Here is an 18,065-nt window from a genome sequence, read left to right on the forward strand (position 1 = left end):
TGTTGGCCGCGTGGTGTGGGCCGTGGTTCGGCCTATACCCAGGTGAACTGGCGGGCCACCAGGAACGCTGTGGTTCCCAGGGCGATGCTGACGCCGTAGGGCAGGCTGCCCACCGATTGCGCCGAGCTTGCGCGGGCATCGGGCCGGATGCCTGCAGCAACGGTGACGAACAGAAGCTCCGTGGTCTGCAGCGTGTTGCGCAGCAGCTTGCCGGCCACGCGGTGCCACAGCGCATAAGCCATGGCCGCCATGCCGCCCGTGATGAAGACGAAGATCACGGCCTGCCAGGTGCCGTCGGGGCCGAGAAAGGCGCCGGCCATGGCCATCAGCTTGACATCGCCGGCGCCCATGGCGCGCAGCAGATACAGGGGCAGCATGAGGCCCAGGCCCAGGCCCAGCCCGCCCAGGGCCCACAGCGGGCCGCTGCCGTGGTGTTGGGGCGCGGCCAGGCTGTACAGCAGCGCGAGGGCCGTGCCGCCTAAGGTCAGGAGATTGGGGATGCGGCGCGTGCGCAGATCGCAGATGGCGGCTGCCAGCAGGAGCAGCAGCAAGGTGAGCGAACGCAAATCCGTCAAAAGCATGCCCACCAGCTCGGCTGCGGCTCGGAATTCGGTGAAGTCCACGGCACACCCCTCTTTCGGTAGAGTCCTGGGAACCGTGTTCCGCGTCACCTGCTGGCGCTTTGCCTCAGATGGAGTGCCGGCCTCTAGGCCCTGCTGCTCTCATCTGTGCTGATTCACGATTCGGAGAACATGCAACAAATTAAGAATTTCTATCGAAATCTGTAATTCGTTTGATCGAATATTAGGAGTGTTAAAAATTCTTATCAAGCTTTTTTTGTCGTTAGTTAAAAATTATTTTGAGTGCCCGAAAAATGCACCGCAACGGCGCAAAAAAGGCACCGAAGAGGTGCCTTGCGGGGCTTATTCCGAGCGGCTGGCGGCTTCCACCAGGAATTGCACCTTGCGCTCTCCACGCCATTCATTAATGTCTAGGCGATAGGCCAGCATCATGCGGCTGGGCAGCGGATCGGTGTGGTTGAACCAGATGCCGTCCACCTTGGCCCCGTGGTGCAGCAGTTCCAGCTTGAGGTGCTTTTCGCCGACCAGGCGCTGCGACATGACTTCCATCTCCTCGCTGAAAGTCGGGGCTGCAAAGCCCTGCCCCCAGACGGCCAGCTGCAGCTGGTCCACGAGTTCCGTATCCAGCCATTGGGGCGACAGCGGCCCGTCGGTCTCGATGCGGCGCGTCAGCGTGGCGGCGTCCAGCCATTCCTGGGCCACCTGGGCCAGCGCCTGCTCGAATTCGTCAAAGCGCGCCTCCTCGATGGTGCAGCCGGCGGCCATGGCATGGCCGCCAAAGCGCAGCAGCAGGCCGGGATGGCGCTTGGAAACCAGGTCCAGCGCGTCGCGCAGATGAAAGCCGGGAATCGAGCGGCCCGAGCCCTTGAGCTCATGCTCGTGGCCCGGGGCACCGCTGGCCGCGAACACGAAGGTGGGCCGGTGCAGCTTGTCCTTGATGCGCGATGCCACGATGCCGACCACGCCTTCGTGGAAGTCGGGATCGAACACGCTGATGGCCGGCGGGGGCGTCATGCCGTCCTCGCACAGGCCTTCGGCCATGAGCAGCGCATGCTCGCGCATGCCGACCTCGATTTCGCGGCGCTCGCGGTTGATGGAGTCCAGCATGCGGGCCAGGTTGTCGGCGCGGACCGGGTCTTCGGTGACCAGGCATTCGATGCCGATGGTCATGTCGGCCAGGCGGCCGGCCGCATTGATGCGCGGGCCCAGCGCAAAGCCGAAGTCGAAGGTGGTGGCCGCATCGAAGCGGCGGCCCGCCGCATCGAACAAGGCGCGGATGCCGGGCTGCATCTGGCCCTTGCGGATCTGCTTGAGGCCCAGGGCCACGAGGCGGCGGTTGTTGGCATCGAGCTTGACCACGTCGGCCACGGTGCCCAGGGCCACCAGCGGCAGCAGGGTCTCCAGCCGCGGCTGGGTGTTGCGGTCGAAGCGGCCGCGCGCGCGCAGCTCGGTGCGCAGGGCTAGCAGCACGTAGAACATCACGCCCACGCCGGCCATGGACTTGCTCTCGAAGGTGCAGCCGGGCTGGTTGGGGTTGACGATGGCATCGGCCAGCGGCAGGTGCGAGCCGGGCAAGTGGTGGTCCGTCACCACCACGGACAGGCCCAGTTCCTTGGCCACGGCCACGCCTTCGACGCTGGCAATGCCGTTGTCCACGGTGATCAGCATGTCGGCGCCGGTTTCCTTGACGCGGCGCGAGATCGGGGCCGTGAGGCCGTAGCCGTCCACCACGCGGTCGGGCACCAGGTAGTCGACATGGGCCGCGCCCAGCAGGCGCAGGCCGCGCACGCCCACGGCACAGGCCGTGGCGCCGTCGCAGTCGTAGTCGGCCACGATGCACAGGCGCTTTTGCCGGGCGATGGCATCGGCCAGCAACTGCACGGCGGTATCGATGCCGCGCAGGCCCGACGGAGCGAGCAGCCGGGCCGGGGCTTCGTCGAGCTCGTCGGGCGAGCACACGCCGCGCGCGGCATAGAGCTGGGCCAGCAGCGGATGGATGCCGGCCTGTTGCAGGGCCGAGACGCTGTCGCTGGGAATTTGGCGGGGGATTATTTTCATAGCATGTCCCGCAGATTGGGTAAGCGCTTGGTTGCAAACATGCCTTTGATTTTGTCCATGAAGCCGCGCGGCGCGTTGACCCATTGCACGGCATGGCGCTCGCCGCTGAGCGTGAGCTTGACGGCTTCGCCGCGCTCGGCGCGTTGCTGCAACTGGGCGATCAGGCTGCCGTCGAGCTGCTGCCAGGCCTGACGCCAGGCCTGCACATTGCCTTGCAGCGCTGGCGTGCGCAAGTCATCGATGCAGGCGACTTGGCCGGCGGCCGTTGAAACGGGCGCGGGCAGGCGGCCCGAGCCGTGTACCCAGAAGGCGTTGATGGGCTGCTGGCCCAGCGCGGCGCGGCGGTCGTTGAACACATGGGTGTAGAGCAGCATCTGCACCTCGCTTTGCAGGCGCTGGATGACGGCACCCTGAGCGGCATCGGGAAACCAGGGGCGCACGTCGCGGTTGAGCACGCGGTCCATCGAGGCCGTGGCCAGGTTCTCGAAGGCGTCGCCGCGCGCCAGCCAGAGGTCGGGCTGCAGGTATTGCAGCGCAATGCCGTCGTCGGCAAACCAGGGCGAGATCAGCGCCAGCAGCTGCTGCGATTCCTCTTCGCTCAGCGGCGTGGCTGCGGGGTCGCTCTGGTGCACATGGTCGGCGCCGATGTGCCAGTGGCTGGGCGTGATGAAGGCGCAGGCCTGGGCCGCGTCCTGCCCCAGGTTGCTGGCGGCAAGGGCGGCCCAGGGAATCAGTCCCGGCGTATCGGGCAGGCCCATGGTGCGGGCCAGCACGCGTTCATGCGGCGGGGAGAAGTCGTATTCGCTGCCTTGCACCACCGTGCGGGGCGAAAGCGCCGTCAGCAGGGCTTGCAGATGGGGCAGTTGCAGATCGGCCCAGGCGTTGTCGGCGGGGCCGTCGGCGTAGGGAACAATCCATTCGGAGGCGCCTGCGGCCAGGGCTTGGGCGGCAGGAAGCAAAGGCGCGGTCAAAGACATGGCCGCTATTGTCGAGCATGCGCGTTTGGCAGGTGCAGCGCGGGGTGTCTCCTCAGATCTTTGGCCACACCATGCTATGGAATGAGGAGCTTTTGCGCCTGGAATGCCTGGGTTTCCTAATGAAACACCTATGAATCCAGCCAAGGGTAGGCGTAGGAGGCTCCTGTTTTGAAAGCGCCCGGTCAGCGCTGCGGCATGTTTTGGGCCGTGTAGACCAGGCTGAAGCTGGCGTCGGGCGCAATGGCGGGCATCCCGGCATTCCAGCGTTCCCATTCGGCGCGCATGCGCTGCAGGCGTTCTGGTTCGCTGGCCGCGAGGTTGGCGCGCTCGCGCTCGTCGCGGGCGATGTTGAACAGATAGTCGTGCTCGTCCACGCGCAGGTATTTCCAGTCGCCGTCGCGCAGCGCGCGCTGGCCGCGGTACAGCATGCGCCAGTACAGTGGGCGCGCGAACTCGGCGCCTTCGCGCTGCAGCACGGGCAGCAGCGAGACGCCGTCCAGCGGGTACCGAGGGTCGGCGGCCACGCCGGCAGCATCCAGCACCGTGGCCGACCAGTCCATGGTCATGCACTGCTGGATGCTGGTGCGGCCGGCGCCGATCACGGCCGGCCAGTGGGCGATCCAGGGCACACGGATGCCGCCTTCGGTCAGGTCCATCTTGCCGCCCACCAGCGGCCAGTTGTCGGAGAAGCGCTCGCCGCCGTTGTCGCTGGTGAAGACGATCAGCGTGTTGTCCAGCTGGCCGTTGGCGCGCAGCGCCTCGACGATCCAGCCTATGCCTTCGTCCATGTGGTGGATCATGCGGCGGTACTGGTGGATGTTGCCACCGGCCAGGTGGGCGATGCCCGCGCCCAGCTGCTCGGCCGTGGCGCGGTCGTCGCGCGTTTCCCAGGGCCAGTGCGGGGCCGTGTAGTGCAGGCTCAGGAAGAAGGGCGCATCGCCTTCGCGCATGCGGTTGACGTAGTCCACGCTGCGCTGGGACAGCAGATCGGTCAGGTAGCCCTCGTCGTGATGCTCTTCCTCGCCGATCCACAGGTCATGCTGGCCCGAACTGCTCAGATGGGTGAAGTAGTCCACGCCGCCCGACATGGGGCCGAAGTATTCCTCGTAGCCCGAGCGCAGCGGGCCGAAGTGGGGCGGGTAGCCCAGATGCCATTTGCCGATCAGCGCCGTGCGGTAGCCCGCATTCTTGAGCAGCGAGGCCACGGTGGGCACTTCGGGCGGCAGGCCCAGCTTGTCGCCCAGCGGCGTGCCGCGGGTCTTGCTGTTGATGGGCTCCTCGGCCGCGCCGCGCAGCCGGTACTGGTAGCGTGCCGTGGCCAGCGCAAAGCGCGTGGGCGAGCACACGGGCGAATTGGCATAGCCCTGGGTGAGCTTGAGGCCGCCGGCGGCCAGGCGGTCGAGCACGGGCGAGACCGCGCCGAACTCGGCGTCGCGGCCGCCGTAGCAGCCCAGGTCGGCATAGCCGAGATCGTCGGCCACGATGAAGAGGATGTTGGGACGGGACATGGAAAGGCTTGTGTTTGCAATGAAGGCGCGAGCGGGATGGCGGCTTATTCCATCTTCAGGCCCGTGGCCTGGGCCAGGCTGCGATAGCGGTCGGCCAGGGCCTGGATGCGTTGGGCGGCCGCGTCGCCGGTCAGGCCTTCGTAGGCCATGTCGTTGACGCGCATGCGCTCGCGCAGGGCGCCATCCTTCATGGCTTTTTCGAAGCCGGCCTGGATTTTCTGCACCAGCGGCTCGGGCATGCTGGCGGGCACCCGGGCGGCGAACAGCACTTCCTGCTGCAGCTCCTTGCGGCCCAGCTCGTCGACCGACGGCACATTGGGTAGCAAGGGGTTGCGTTTGGCTGTGGTCACGGCCAGCGGCGTGATCTTGCCGGCCGCCACATGGGACAGCATGGCCGTGGAGCTGATGACGCCGCCGTCCACCTCGCCCGAGAGCATGGCCAATGCCGCTGGTGCATTGCCCTTGTAGGGCACGTGGTTGACCTTGGCGCTCGTGGCATGCGTGAGGATGCTGGCCGCCAGGTGGCCCGGCGTGCCGTAGCCGGCCGAACCCAGCGTCAGGCCTTTGTCCTTGCCGCGGGCGATGAACTGCTCCAGCGTCCTGATGCCGGTCTGCGGGTTCACGGACACCAGCATGCCTTGCGAGGCGAACACCATCACCGGGCGCAGATCGCTGTTCCTGAACGGCATGCTCTTGTAGATGAGCGGATTGACGGTGAAGGTGGTGTCCAGGCCGAACAGGATCGAGTAGCCGTCGGCGGGTGACTTGGCAACGTTGTCGGCGCCGATGTTGCCGCCGGCGCCCGTGCGGTTTTCGACGACGAAGGGCTGCCGGGTTTTGCGCTGCAGCACTTCGCCGACGCCGCGCGCCAGAATGTCCACGGCGCCGCCCGGCGGAAACGCGGCCACCAGGCGTACCGGCTTGCTGGGCCAGCTGGCGGCCGCGGCGGCCGGGGCATCGGGCTGGGCATGCGCGGCAAGCGCGCTGCAGCCCAGCAGCAGGGCCAGGCTGGTGTGAAGAAGGCTGCGGCGATGTGCGGTCAGGCAGGTCATGGAAAATCTCTCTTGTGCGCAGCGCGGCAGGGAAAATTCCGCTGTCGCGCTTGTCTCCTGGAATGGAGCGCCCACTGTAGAAGTCAGCCTTTCAATTGACCAAATCAACTCTTGCCCGTGAATACCCGACCGGTTCCGCAAACCATCCACCAGATGCTGCTGTTTCGCATCAACCGCTTCTTCGGTGCGGCCGGCGGCGTGGCCATGCGCATGTGCGAGGCGCGCTTCGGGCTGACGCGCCGCGAATGGGGCGTGATGGCCACGGTGGCCATGAATGAGGGGCTGCTGTCGTCGGAACTTGCGGAGAAGGCGCAGCTGGACCGGGCGCGCACCTCGCGCGCGCTCAGCGGCCTGGAGGAAAAAGGCTGGGTGCGGCGCCAGCCGCTGCCGGGCGACCGTCGGCGCGTGGCCATCCATCTGACGGAGGAGGGCCGGCGCATGTACGGGCGCATCCTGCCGGCCATGGCCCAGATCCACATGGACCTGGTGTCGGTGCTCAGCGACGAGGAAGTGGCCCAGTTCGACGCCATGCTGGCAAGGCTGCAGGCCCATGCGCTGACGCTGGAGCAGTTGCCGCGATACGCGGACCTGCCGCGGGTGGAGCGCAGCAGAAAAAGGTGACTTCCCCTGAGCCGCGAAGGCGTAGGCCCTTGCTTGGCATCTCTGGCAGGGGGCGCCCGTTCCAGGGATCGGGGGATGGAGCCCTCGCCTGCCAGGCCGAAGGCTTTCCTGGAAGGGCTGCATGGTGGCGGGTCCGACCAGGCTCGCGCTCGGTGTCTTTGACGTGGATGGCGGATGGGCCGGAGCGGTGAAATGGACGGTTTCACAAGAAAAACCGGATTGGGGCAGGGCTGCCGGCAGGGCATTGCGGGCAATGCCACAATGCGGGCAACATGCAATTTCCCTACGAACTGGCCGTAGGCTGGCGCTACACCCGTGCAGGGCGCGCCACGCGCCGCAACGGCTTTATTTCCTTTATCTCGGGTGTCTCCATGCTGGGCATTGCGCTGGGCGTGGCGGCTTTGATCATCGTGCTGAGCGTGATGAACGGCTTCCAGAAAGAAGTGCGCGACCGCATGCTCAGCGTGGTGTCGCACGTCGAAATCTTTGCGCCGCAGGGCGCGCCGCTGCCCGACCTGGAGCGCACCATGCGCGAAGCGCGCGGCAATCCCGAAGTGGTGGGCGCCGCGCCCTTTGTCTCGGCACAGGCCCTGCTGGGGCGGGGCGAGGACATCAAGGGCGCGCTGGTGCGCGGCATCGACCCGGCGCGCGAAGGCGAGGTGACCGATCTGGCCGCCACCAATTCCGAAGTGCTCCAGCGCCTGGTGCCGGGCCAGTTCAACGTGGTGCTGGGCCTGGAGCTGGCGCGCGCCCTGGGCGTGCGCGCGGGCGACCAGGTCACGCTGATCGCGCCCAGCGGCCAGGTCACGCCGGCCGGCGTGGTGCCGCGCCTCAAGCAGATGACGGTGGCCGGCACCTTCGATTCGGGCCACTACGAGTACGACTCCACGCTGGTGATGATGCATTACCAGGATGCCGAGCGGCTATTCCGCCTCGAAGGGCCGACCGGCATCCGCCTGAAGCTCAAGGATCTCAACGAGGCGCCGCGCGTGGCCCAGGAGCTGGCCTTCACGCTCAGCGACCGGCTGCTGATCCGCGACTGGACGCAGCAGAACAAGACCTGGTATGCGGCCGTGCAGGTGGAAAAACGCATGATGTTCATCATCCTCACGCTGATCGTGGCCGTGGCCGCGTTCAACCTGGTATCCACGCTGGTGATGAGCGTGCAGGACAAGCGCGCCGACATCGCCATCCTGCGCACGCTGGGCGCCTCGCCCTCGTCCGTGATGAGCATCTTCGTGGTGCAGGGCGCCATGGTGGGCGTGATCGGCACGCTGGCCGGCCTGGCGCTGGGCCTGGTGGTGGCCTTCAACATCGACGTCATCGTGCCGGCCATCGAACACCTGCTGCACGCCAACTTCCTGCCCAAGGACATCTACATCATCAGCAAGATGCCCAGCGATCCGCAAAGCCGCGACATCGTGCCGATCGCCGTGATCTCGCTGATCCTGTCCTTTGTGGCCACGATCTACCCCAGCTGGCGCGCCAGCCGCGTGAACCCTGCGGAGGCACTGCGCTATGAATGATGTTTCTTCCGCCGCGATGGCGACGATGGATGCCGCCCAGGGCCAGCAGGTGCTGCAGGCCCGGGGCCTGACCAAGCGCTTCACCGAAGGGCGGCTGGACGTGGCCGTGCTGCAGGGCGTGGACCTTTCGGTGCATGCGGGCGAGACGCTGGCCATCGTGGGTGCCTCGGGCTCGGGCAAGAGCACGCTGCTGCACCTGCTGGGCGGCCTGGATGCACCGAGCTCGGGCTCGGTGGAGCTGATGGGGCAGCCGCTGCACCGCCTGAGCCCGCAAAAGCAGGGCATGCTGCGCAACCGCCATCTGGGCTTCATCTACCAGTTCCACCACCTGCTGCCCGAATTCAGCGCCCAGGAAAACGTGGCCATGCCGCTGCGCATACGGCGCGACGACAAGCTGGACTGCATGGACCGCGCCGCAGCCATGCTGCGCGCCGTGGGGCTGGGCGAACGCATGCTGCACCGGCCGGCCGAGCTGTCGGGCGGCGAGCGCCAGCGCGTGGCCATTGCGCGCGCGCTGGTCACCCAGCCGGCCTGCGTGCTGGCCGACGAGCCCACGGGCAACCTGGACCGCGGCACGGCCGATACCGTGTTCAAGCTGATGCTGGAGCTGGCGCGCAGCCATGGCACGGCCTTCGTCATGGTCACGCACGACGAGAGCCTGGCTGCGCGCTGCGACCGCGTGGTGCGGCTGGTGCGCGGCCAGCTAGACAGCTCCGGACAAGGGCATCGCACCTAAAAACTGAATAGGGCTTTTCGCGGGCATTTGCAGGCCGGGAGGAGTTCCTGGCATCTGCCTGCAGCGCCAGCCAAATCCGGGCTTGGAAAGGGAAAATCTTCCAGCTCCAGAGGTGGCCGGCGCTGACAGCACATGCATCAATGGCGGTGGCATGATCACCCCATGCCTTGCTGGATCGATACCCACTGCCATCTCGATGCTTCCGAATTCGGCGCCGACCGCGATGCGGTGCGTGCCGCGGCGCGTGCGGCCGGCGTGGCGCACCTGGTCATTCCCGCCGTGGAGCAGGCCAGCTGGCACGAGGTGATCGAGCTGGCGCACCGCCATGGCGACAGCTATGCGCTGGGCATCCACCCGCTTTACACGCCCCAGGCCAAGGAGGAGGACATCGAGGCGCTGCGGGCACTGCTCGGGCAGCGCTGCGAGGATCCGCACCTGGTGGCGGTGGGCGAGATAGGCCTTGACTTCTTTGTGCCGGGGCTCGACCGGCAGCGCCAGATCTGGTTCTACGAGCAGCAGATCCGCCTGGCGCGCGAATTCGAGCTGCCCGTCATCCTGCATGTGCGCAAGAGCAGCGACCGGCTGCTCAAGACGCTGCGCGCGCTGAAGGTGAGCGGCGGCATCGCGCACGCCTTCAACGGCAGTGCCCAGCAGGCGCAGATCTTCATCGACCTGGGCTTCAAGCTGGGCTTTGGCGGCGCCATGACCTACGACCGTGCGCACAAGCTGCGCGAGCTGGCCGCCAGCCTGCCGCTGCAGGCGCTGGTCATGGAAACCGATGCCCCCGATATTCCGCCGCACTGGCTCTACACCACGGCCGAGCAGCGCGCCAGCGGCCTGTCCCAGGGACGCAACAGCCCGGCCGAGCTGCCGCGCATTGCGCACGAGGTGGCAGACCTGCGCGGCATGGAGGCTGCGCAGCTGGCCGCGGCTACCAGTGCCAACGCGCGCCAGGCACTGCGCGGCCTGCCGGCATGGAAGAATGAGAACGCCTGAAACGCTTGCCGGCATTGCGCAACGTGCTCCTTTTTTCGTGAATGCGGGCTTTGCCTGCACGGCCGGCAGCCGCAGCGCCGCTGGGCGACAATCGGAGCCATGGTGACTTCCGCTTTTCCGTCGGCTGCGGCGGCCGGGGTGCGCTGGCAGGGCTTGGTGCCGGTGGCCGATGTGCGCACGCGCGCGCTGGTGCTGGGCAGCTTTCCCGGCGTGCGCTCCCTGCAGTTGCAGCAGTACTATGCCCATCCGCAAAACCATTTCTGGCGGTTGATGCAGGCCCTGTGGCCGCAGCACCCTCAGCCCTCGCGCGAAGACTATGCGGGCCGCTGCGAATGGCTGTTGGCGCGCGGCCTGGGCCTGTGGGACGTATATGCGAGCTGCGAGCGCGAAGGCAGCCTGGACAGCGCCATCCGCGCCGCGCAGCCCAACGACATCGCCGGCCTGCGGCGCCTGTGCCCCCATCTGACGCTGGCGCTGCACAACGGCAGCGAAAGCTTCAAGCATGCGAAGCAGACCCGGGCCATGGGCCTGGAAGCGCTGCGCCTGCCCTCCACCAGCCCTGCCAACGCGAGCTGGTCCTTCGAGAAAAAACTGCAGGCCTGGCACGATGCCCTGGCCGCCCATTCCCTGGTGTAAGAACGTGCTGCGCAAAACCCGCGGCGGCAAGACGGCCGCCCCACAGAAAAACAGTCCGGACGTCGTGAGCGAGCTGCCCGAAGTCAGCGTTTCCGATGACGGCGAGGTGCGCCATCTGCACCTGGGCACGCCCTGGGTGCAGGGCTCCATGCGCATCCGGGATCCCTTCGAGATCGAGCTCGAATACGTGCAGCGCATGATGGGCTGGCTGCTGTTCATGGACCCGGCCACCGTGGCCGGGCGCCATGCGATGCAGCTGGGCCTGGGCGCGGCCGCCATCACCAAGTTCTGCCACAAGAAGCTGCGCATGCGCACCACGGCCATCGAGCTCAATCCCCAGGTGCTGGCCGTGTGCCGCAGCTGGTTCAAGCTGCCGCCCGACAATGCCACGCTGAGCGTCATCCTGGCCGACGCGGCCCAGGAGATCAAAAAGCCCGAGTGGCAGGGCACGGTGGATGCGCTGGCCGTGGACCTGTACGACCACGAAGCCGCCGCGCCGGTGCTGGACAGCGCAGAGTTCTATGCCGACTGCCGAAACCTGCTGACCGAGGACGGCATCATGACCGTCAACCTGTTCGGCCGCACCTCCAGCTACGAGCGCAGCGTGGAGAAAATGGCCCAGGCCTTCGGCAGCGATGCCATGTGGTATTTCCGGCCCACACGCGAAGGCAATACCGTGGTGCTGGCCCAGCGCACGCCGCGCGCGCTGGACGCCGCGGCGCTGCAGGCCGCCAGCCAGACGGTGCAGGCGCGCTGGGACCTGCCCACGGGCCGCTGGCCCAAGATCTTCGGCCCCGCGTAGCGCACCGGGAAAACGGGCGCGGTCTGCGGCTAGACTTGCGCTCCATGACCGCCCGCACGCCGCTCCCGCCCGCCACCCCGCCGCGCCATAACGGGCCGCTGGATTGGCGTCTGCTGGTGCAGTGGCTGCTGGAGGACGGCGTGATTGCCGCGGCCGAGGCCGAGCGCACGGTGCTGCGTTGTTCCTCCGCGGAAAGCGCCCAGCATCCGCTGGTGCGCCTGGCCAATGTGGGCGTGGTGCAGGCCGCGACCGGCAAGCCGCTGGACATCGAGGAGCTGACGCAGTACCTGGCCCGGCGCAGCGGCCTGGCCTATCTGCGCATCGATCCGCTGCGCGTGGATGTGGGCCGGGTCGGCGACGTGATGAGCGCCAGCTACGCCGAGCGGCACAAGGTGCTGCCGGTGCAGGTCACCGCCAAGGAAGTGGTGATCGCCACGGCCGAGCCCTTCATCGATGACTGGGTCGGCGAGGTGGAGCGCCAGGCCCGCTGCAGCGTGCGCCGCGTGGTGGCGAGCCCGCTGGACATCAAGCGCTATACGGCCGAGTTCTTTGCGCTGGCCAAATCGGTGCGCGCCGCGGAAAAGGCCGGAGGCGCATCGGGTGCCGCAAGCTTCGAGCAGCTGGTGGAGCTGGGCCGCAGCAACAAGCAGCTCGATGCCAACGACCAAGGCGTGGTGCGCGTGGTGGACTGGCTGTGGCAGTACGCCTTCGACCAGCGCGCCAGCGACATTCACCTGGAGCCGCGGCGCGAGCAGGGCGTGATCCGCTTTCGCATCGACGGCGTGCTGCATCCGGTCTACCAGATGCCCATGGGCGTGCTCAATGCCATGGTGGCGCGCATCAAGCTGCTGGGCCGCATGGACGTGGTGGAAAAGCGCCGGCCGCAGGACGGCCGCATCAAGACGCGCAACCCCGGCGGCGACGAAGTGGAAATGCGCCTGTCCACGCTGCCCACGGCCTTTGGCGAGAAGATGGTGATGCGCATCTTCGACCCCGAGAACACGGTCAAGGACCTGGACGGCCTGGGCTTCACGCCGCACGATGCGGCGCGCTGGCAAACGCTGGTGCAGCGCCCGCACGGCATCATCCTCGTGACCGGGCCCACGGGCTCGGGCAAGACCACCACGCTGTATTCCACGCTCAAGCGCGTGGCGACCGAAGAGGTCAACGTCAGCACGGTGGAGGACCCCATCGAGATGATCGAGCCCAGCTTCAACCAGACCCAGGTGCAGCCTCAGCTGGATTTCGGCTTCACCGAGGGGCTGCGCGCGCTGATGCGCCAGGACCCGGACATCATCATGGTGGGCGAAATCCGCGACCTGGCCACGGCCGAGATGGCGGTGCAGGCCGCGCTGACCGGGCATCTGGTGTTCTCCACGCTGCACACCAACGATGCGCCCAGCGCCGTGAGCCGGCTGATGGAGCTGGGCGTGCCGCCGTACCTGATCAACGCCACCCTGCTGGGGGTGCTGGCCCAGCGCCTGGTGCGCACGCTGTGCACGGCCTGCAAGCAGCGCGACGAGGCGTCTTCGGCCGAGGCGCTGGCCGAGACCGTCAGGCCCTGGAAGCTGTCCGGCAGCTACCAGCCCTACCGGCCCGTGGGCTGCGAGGAGTGCCGCATGACCGGCTTCAAGGGCCGCATGGGGCTGTATGAGCTGCTGACGGTCTCGGAAGCGCTCAAGCAGCAGATCCATGCCGCGCCGTCCATGGATGCCCTGCGGCGGCAGGCCGTGCAGGACGGTATGCGCCCCTTGCGCCTGGCCGGCGTGCTGCGCGTGGCAGAAGGCCTCACCACCTTGCCCGAAGTGCTGGCCTGCACGCCGCTGATGTCCTGAAAGCGACAGAGCGCCGGGCTGCAAGCCGCACCAATGCTGGATGTCGGCGCGCCTAGGGTATGCCCTTGGTAGGTGGAATCCACATCAAAACGCCTTTGTAATGAAACGAAAATCGCCCAGTCGTGATTTCCGTATGGAGACGTTTTGTGAAAATCAAGAGCCAGAAAGACTTTTTCTCCGGTCTGATGTTCTTGGTTGTGGGCATCGCTTTCGCGGTGGGCGCAACCAACTACACCGTTGGCACCGGTGCGCGCATGGGTCCCGGTTACTTCCCGCTGATCCTGGGCGTGCTGATGTCCATCCTCGGTGCAGCCATCTGCATCTCGGGCCTGGCCAAGGGCCCCGAGGGCGGTGACAAGATCGGCAAGTGGGCCTGGAGACAGGTGTTCTTCATTCTTGCCGCCAACTTCGCGTTCGGCATTCTGCTGGTCGGCGTTCCGGGCCTGGGCATTCCCCAGTTCGGCCTGATGATCGCGATCTACGCACTGGTCTTCATCGCCAGCCTGGCCGGCGATAAGTTCAACTTCAAGGAAACGGCGATTCTGTCCACCATCCTCGCGGTGGGCAGCTATGTCGCCTTCGTGTGGGCGCTGAATCTGCAGTTCCCCGTGTGGCCCAGCTTCATTGCGGGCTAATCAGGAGCATCGTCCATGGATCTGATTCAGAACTTGTCGACGGGTTTTGGCGTGGCCTTCACGTTCCAGAACCTGATTTACTGCTTTGTCGGCTGCCTGCTGGGCACGCTGATCGGCGTGCTGCCCGGCATCGGCCCGGTGGCCACCATCGCCATGCTGCTGCCCGCCACCTATGCACTGCCTCCCGTGGCGGCGCTGATCATGCTGGCCGGCATCTACTACGGTGCCCAGTACGGTGGCTCCACCACCGCCATCCTGGTGAACCTGCCCGGTGAATCGTCCTCCGTGGTGACCGTGATCGACGGCTACCAGATGGCGCGCAAGGGGCGGGCCGGCCCGGCGCTGGCATCGGCCGGTATCGGTTCGTTCTTCGCCGGCTGCGTGGGTACGGTGATTCTGGCCGCCTTCGCGCCGCCGCTGACCGAAGTGGCCTTCAAGTTCGGCCCTGCCGAATACTTCTCGCTGATGACCCTGGGCCTGATCGGCGCCGTGGTGCTGGCTTCGGGCTCGCTGCTCAAGGCCATTGCCATGATCGTGCTGGGCCTGCTGCTGGGCATGGTGGGCACGGACGTGAACTCCGGCGTGGCCCGCTACAGCTTCGACATTCCCGAGCTGACCGACGGCATCGACTTCGTCGTGATCGCCATGGGCGTGTTCGGCTACGGCGAAATCATCGCCAACCTGGCCCAGCCCGAAGACGAGCGCGAAGTGTTCGCTGCCAAGGTGACCGGCCTGATGCCCACCAAGGAAGACTTCAAGCGCATGCTGCCTGCCATGCTGCGCGGCACGGCCCTGGGCTCGGCCCTGGGCATCCTGCCCGGTGGCGGTGCCATGCTGTCGGCCTTTGCTGCCTACACCATCGAGAAGAAGACCAAGCTCAAGCCGGGCGAAGTCCCCTTCGGCCAGGGCAACATCCGTGGCGTGTGCGCTCCCGAGTCGGCCAACAACGCCGGTTCGCAGACCTCGTTCATCCCCCTGCTGACGCTGGGCATCCCTCCCAACGCCGTGATGGCGCTGATGGTGGGTGCCATGACCATCCACAACATCCAGCCTGGTCCCCAGGTGATGACCAGCAACCCCGAGCTGTTCTGGGGCCTGATCGCCTCGATGTGGATCGGCAACCTGATGCTGATCATCCTGAACCTGCCGCTGATCGGCGTCTGGATCAAGCTGCTGACCGTGCCCTACCGCTGGCTGTTCCCGTCCATCGTGCTGTTCTGCGCGATCGGCGTGTACGGTACCAACAACAACACCTGGGACGTGTGGATGGTGGGTATCTTCGGCTTCATCGGCTACGTGTTCCACAAGCTGGGTACCGAACCCGCACCGCTGCTGCTGGGCTTCATCCTGGGCCCGATGATGGAAGAGAACCTGCGCCGTGCGCTGCTGCTGTCGCGTGGCGACTGGAGCGTTTTCGTGACGCGTCCCATCTCGCCGGCCTGCTGATCGCTGCGGTGATCCTGCTGATCGTGGTGCTGCTGCCCTCCGTGAAGAACAAGCGCGAAGAAGCCTTCGTGGAAGACTGATTCTTCAGCCTGCCACGTCTTTCGAAGCGGCCCGTCTGGGCCGCTTTTTTTTATGGAAACCTGCGCCCTGGCATGGCGGCGGCACAATATCGGCAGTTTTTTTGAGCACCACTTGCGCAAGGCGGGTTCGGGCAAGGCATCCGCATTGGCAGGCGGCGGCCGTGCGCCGTGGCCTGCGCAGGTCCTGTTGAGGATCCATGCCCTTGTCACTTCTTCCTGTCCAGCATCCGCAGCGGGTGCTTTTGCACAACGAGATCCACGCCCGGCCTGCGGAAATCATGCAGGCGCCGCTGGCTATCACCCATATCGTGATGCTCACGGATGCGGCCCAGCGCGAGGCCAGCCGCGAGCATGTGGCGGCGCTGCTGCGCAACCACCACCGCCCTCTGCCGGATGCGGCCACCACCCATGTGCTGATCGACCTGGGCGCCTTCCGGCTGCGCTGGGAGCAGCACACCGAGTTCGTGGCCTGGACGTTTTCCACGCCCATGGCCCAGGCCTCGGTGGCCGATGTGCGCGAGCCCGAGACCGCCATCGATGCCGTGCCCCATGAATGGCTGGCGGCGCTGCCCGGCCAGTGCCTGAGCAGCCTGCATCTGTGGGTGCTCAACGAAGACAGCGTGGATGCCGCACACCTGGTGCGCCACATGCTGCAGGCCGAGACGCTGGTGGGCTCCTGCGTGGCCGGAGACGCGGGCAAGATCTATACCGATTTCGCCATCCATGCCGACGGCTTTTCGCGCATGCTGCTGCTGGCGGGCGAGGCCCTGTCGCCGCGCCGGCTGGGCCGCCTGGTGCAGCGCCTGCTGGAAATCGAAACCTATCGCATGGCGGCCCTGCTGGGGCTGCCGGCCGCACGCAAGGCGGCATCCGTGCTGGCCACGGCCGAGCGGGAACTGGCCGAGCTCGCGCATTCCATCCGCGCCGCGGACCGCGACAACGAGCCTGCGCTGCTGGACCGGCTCACGCGCCTGGCCGGCCAGGTGGAGAGCGAATACGCGGCCACGCATTCGCGCTTTTCGGCGAGTTCGGCCTATTTCGAGCTGGTGGACAAGCGCATCCAGGAGATCCAGGAGACCCGGCTGGACGGCATACAGACCATACGCGAGTTCATGGACCGGCGCCTGACGCCCGCGCGCTCCACCTGCGAGTGGGCCACGCGCCGCCAGAATGCGCTGTCCGAGCGCGTTTCGCGCGTTAGCAGCCTGCTGCGCACGCGCGTGGAAATCGAGCAGCAGCAAAGCAGCCAGCAACTGCTGGGCACCATGAACCACCGCCAGGGCATGCAGCTGAAGCTGCAGTCCACGGTGGAGGGCCTGTCGGTGGCCGCCATCACCTACTACATCACAGGCCTGATCAGCTATCTGGCCAAGGGGGCGCAGAAGCTGGGCTGGCCGTGGTCGCCGGAGTCCACGGCGGCGGTCGCCATACCGGTCGTGGCGTTTTCGGTCTGGTGGTCGCTGCGCCGCCTGCACCACAAGCTGTTCCACGGCCGGCACTGAAAATTGCAGGAATATGGACCGGAAATGCCCTGAAGGCTTGCATGGAAAGCGGTGGCTGCTATCGAATTGGATAGCGTCTGCACATCGCAAGAGGTGCGGCTGCCGCCATTAGCCACTGTGGCCGCATCGGGGGCCCGTCCTGCCGCTTGATCAGGCAAGATAGGGCGCTGGAATTTCAATGACCAAGAAGGAGTCGAGATGGATCTGGGAATCGCGGGCAAATGGGCCCTGGTATGCGGCGCAAGCAAGGGGCTGGGCTTCGGCTGCGCCAAGGCGCTGGTACAGGAAGGCGTGAATGTGGTCATCAATGCCCGCAATGCCGATGCGCTGCAGGCGGCGGTGGCCAAACTGCAGGCTCTGGCGCCCCAGGTCAAGGTGCTGGGCGCGGCCGCCGACATCACCACGCCGGCCGGGCGTGAGGCCGTCTTTTCCGTGGCGCAAGGCCCGGGCAAGGATTTCGACATCGTGGTCACCAATGCCGGTGGCCCGCCGCCCGGCGATTTCCGCGAATGGGACCGCGAGGCATGGCTCAAGGCCGTGGAGGCCAATATGCTCACGCCCATCGAGCTGATCAAGGCCACGGTGGACGGCATGGCGGCGCGCGGTTTCGGCCGCATCGTCAACATCACCTCCAGCGCGGTGAAGGCGCCCATCGACATCCTGGGCCTGTCCAACGGCGCGCGCAGCGGCCTGACCGGCTTTGTCGCCGGCCTGGCACGCAGTCCCATTGCGGCCAAGGGCGTGACCATCAACAATCTGCTGCCGGGCAAGTTCGAGACGGACCGGCTGGCCGGCACCTTCCAGGCCGCCTCCAACAAGAGCGGCAAGACACTGCAGGAAGTGCGCGAGATGCAGCAGGCCCAGGTGCCCGCCAAGCGCTTCGGCACGGCCGACGAGTTCGGCGCCATCTGCGCCTTTCTGTGCAGCCGGCATGCAGGCTACATGACGGGACAGAACATCCTGCCCGACGGCGGGCTCTACCCGGGCACTTACTGAGCGCCTGTATGACCTCCAGCCGCCGTTCCAATGCGGATCGCAAGGCCAGTCCGGACCGGCTGGGGGGGGACGTGCGCA

15 protein-coding genes and 1 pseudogene are annotated in these 18,065 nt (G+C 66.7%); 11 read left to right on the forward strand and 5 right to left on the reverse strand.

Annotation, left to right across the window (positions count from 1 at the left end):
- Window positions 1–32: 32 nt before the first annotated feature.
- The 5 genes from V8Z74_RS01840 to V8Z74_RS01860 all read right to left on the reverse strand — a co-directional run bounded on the left by V8Z74_RS01840 (window position 33) and on the right by V8Z74_RS01860 (window position 6,176).
- Window positions 33–623 carry an A24 family peptidase gene (locus V8Z74_RS01840; protein WP_349707617.1) on the reverse strand — a complete coding sequence of 197 codons (591 nt, stop codon included), beginning with the start codon at window positions 621–623 and terminating at the stop codon, window positions 33–35.
- A gap of 300 nt (window positions 624–923) precedes the next feature.
- Entirely contained in the window at window positions 924–2,639 is a 1,716-nt protein-coding gene (gene recJ / locus V8Z74_RS01845; RefSeq protein ID WP_349707619.1) for a single-stranded-DNA-specific exonuclease RecJ, read from the reverse strand.
- A complete protein-coding gene (locus V8Z74_RS01850) occupies window positions 2,636–3,616 on the reverse strand; it encodes a phosphoglycerate mutase (protein ID WP_349707621.1) in 981 nt (326 codons plus the stop codon). The genes recJ and V8Z74_RS01850 overlap by 4 nt, the downstream gene beginning before the upstream one ends.
- A 182-nt stretch (window positions 3,617–3,798) precedes the next feature.
- Complete coding sequence (locus V8Z74_RS01855; protein WP_349707623.1) at window positions 3,799–5,124, reverse strand: sulfatase family protein; 1,326 nt, start codon at window positions 5,122–5,124, stop codon at window positions 3,799–3,801.
- 44 nt (window positions 5,125–5,168) lie between these two features.
- Entirely contained in the window at window positions 5,169–6,176 is a 1,008-nt protein-coding gene (locus V8Z74_RS01860; RefSeq protein ID WP_349707625.1) for a tripartite tricarboxylate transporter substrate binding protein, read from the reverse strand.
- Window positions 6,177–6,293: 117 nt separating this feature from the next.
- Between V8Z74_RS01860 and V8Z74_RS01865 the strand changes: the two genes are divergently transcribed.
- The 11 genes and pseudogenes from V8Z74_RS01865 to V8Z74_RS01915 all read left to right on the forward strand — a co-directional run bounded on the left by V8Z74_RS01865 (window position 6,294) and on the right by V8Z74_RS01915 (window position 17,987).
- Window positions 6,294–6,797, forward strand: a complete 504-nt coding sequence (locus tag V8Z74_RS01865) for a MarR family transcriptional regulator (RefSeq protein ID WP_245633296.1) — start codon at window positions 6,294–6,296, stop codon at window positions 6,795–6,797.
- A gap of 272 nt (window positions 6,798–7,069) precedes the next feature.
- Window positions 7,070–8,323 (forward strand): lipoprotein-releasing ABC transporter permease subunit, encoded by a 1,254-nt coding sequence (locus V8Z74_RS01870; RefSeq protein ID WP_066473106.1) that lies wholly within the window; start codon window positions 7,070–7,072, stop codon window positions 8,321–8,323.
- Window positions 8,316–9,059: a lipoprotein-releasing ABC transporter ATP-binding protein LolD gene (gene lolD, locus V8Z74_RS01875; protein WP_349707626.1), complete on the forward strand. Its 744-nt coding sequence runs from the start codon at window positions 8,316–8,318 to the stop codon at window positions 9,057–9,059. Before V8Z74_RS01870 ends, lolD begins: the two co-directional genes overlap by 8 nt.
- Before the next feature lie 162 nt (window positions 9,060–9,221).
- Window positions 9,222–10,055, forward strand: coding sequence for a TatD family hydrolase (locus V8Z74_RS01880; RefSeq protein ID WP_349707627.1), 834 nt, complete (start codon window positions 9,222–9,224; stop codon window positions 10,053–10,055).
- Between the two features lie 99 nt (window positions 10,056–10,154).
- A complete protein-coding gene (locus V8Z74_RS01885; RefSeq protein ID WP_349707628.1) occupies window positions 10,155–10,691 on the forward strand; it encodes a DNA-deoxyinosine glycosylase in 537 nt (178 codons plus the stop codon).
- A 4-nt stretch (window positions 10,692–10,695) separates the two neighbouring features.
- A complete protein-coding gene (locus tag V8Z74_RS01890; protein WP_349707629.1) occupies window positions 10,696–11,493 on the forward strand; it encodes a class I SAM-dependent methyltransferase in 798 nt (265 codons plus the stop codon).
- Window positions 11,494–11,537: 44 nt separating this feature from the next.
- Window positions 11,538–13,328, forward strand: a complete 1,791-nt coding sequence (gene tfpB / locus V8Z74_RS01895; RefSeq protein WP_349707630.1) for a type IV pilus assembly ATPase TfpB — start codon at window positions 11,538–11,540, stop codon at window positions 13,326–13,328.
- A gap of 146 nt (window positions 13,329–13,474) precedes the next feature.
- A complete protein-coding gene (locus V8Z74_RS01900) occupies window positions 13,475–13,963 on the forward strand; it encodes a tripartite tricarboxylate transporter TctB family protein (RefSeq protein ID WP_066473090.1) in 489 nt (162 codons plus the stop codon).
- A 15-nt stretch (window positions 13,964–13,978) separates the two neighbouring features.
- A pseudogene (locus tag V8Z74_RS01905) lies at window positions 13,979–15,489 on the forward strand (tripartite tricarboxylate transporter permease).
- 197 nt (window positions 15,490–15,686) lie between these two features.
- On the forward strand, window positions 15,687–16,991 hold the full coding sequence (locus tag V8Z74_RS01910) for a DUF3422 family protein (protein ID WP_066473086.1): 1,305 nt from the start codon (window positions 15,687–15,689) through the stop codon (window positions 16,989–16,991).
- 198 nt (window positions 16,992–17,189) lie between these two features.
- Complete coding sequence (locus tag V8Z74_RS01915) at window positions 17,190–17,987, forward strand: SDR family oxidoreductase (protein WP_349707632.1); 798 nt, start codon at window positions 17,190–17,192, stop codon at window positions 17,985–17,987.
- Window positions 17,988–18,065: the final 78 nt, after the last annotated feature.

Origin of the sequence: Comamonas sp. w2-DMI (assembly GCF_040187735.1) — a bacterium.
GTDB classification, from domain to species: Bacteria; Pseudomonadota; Gammaproteobacteria; order Burkholderiales; family Burkholderiaceae_C; genus Comamonas; species Comamonas terrae.

Coding starts and splice junctions, on each gene's coding strand:
- recJ (WP_349707619.1), bottom strand. CDS start 2,639: ATGAAAATAATCCCCCGCCAAATTCCCAGCGACAGCGTCTCGGCCCTG.
- V8Z74_RS01850 (WP_349707621.1), bottom strand. CDS start 3,616: ATGTCTTTGACCGCGCCTTTGCTTCCTGCCGCCCAAGCCCTGGCCGCA.
- V8Z74_RS01855 (WP_349707623.1), bottom strand. CDS start 5,124: ATGTCCCGTCCCAACATCCTCTTCATCGTGGCCGACGATCTCGGCTAT.
- V8Z74_RS01860 (WP_349707625.1), bottom strand. CDS start 6,176: ATGACCTGCCTGACCGCACATCGCCGCAGCCTTCTTCACACCAGCCTG.
- V8Z74_RS01870 (WP_066473106.1), top strand. CDS start 7,070: ATGCAATTTCCCTACGAACTGGCCGTAGGCTGGCGCTACACCCGTGCA.
- lolD (WP_349707626.1), top strand. CDS start 8,316: ATGAATGATGTTTCTTCCGCCGCGATGGCGACGATGGATGCCGCCCAG.
- V8Z74_RS01880 (WP_349707627.1), top strand. CDS start 9,222: ATGCCTTGCTGGATCGATACCCACTGCCATCTCGATGCTTCCGAATTC.
- V8Z74_RS01885 (WP_349707628.1), top strand. CDS start 10,155: ATGGTGACTTCCGCTTTTCCGTCGGCTGCGGCGGCCGGGGTGCGCTGG.
- tfpB (WP_349707630.1), top strand. CDS start 11,538: ATGACCGCCCGCACGCCGCTCCCGCCCGCCACCCCGCCGCGCCATAAC.
- V8Z74_RS01910 (WP_066473086.1), top strand. CDS start 15,687: ATGCCCTTGTCACTTCTTCCTGTCCAGCATCCGCAGCGGGTGCTTTTG.
- V8Z74_RS01915 (WP_349707632.1), top strand. CDS start 17,190: ATGGATCTGGGAATCGCGGGCAAATGGGCCCTGGTATGCGGCGCAAGC.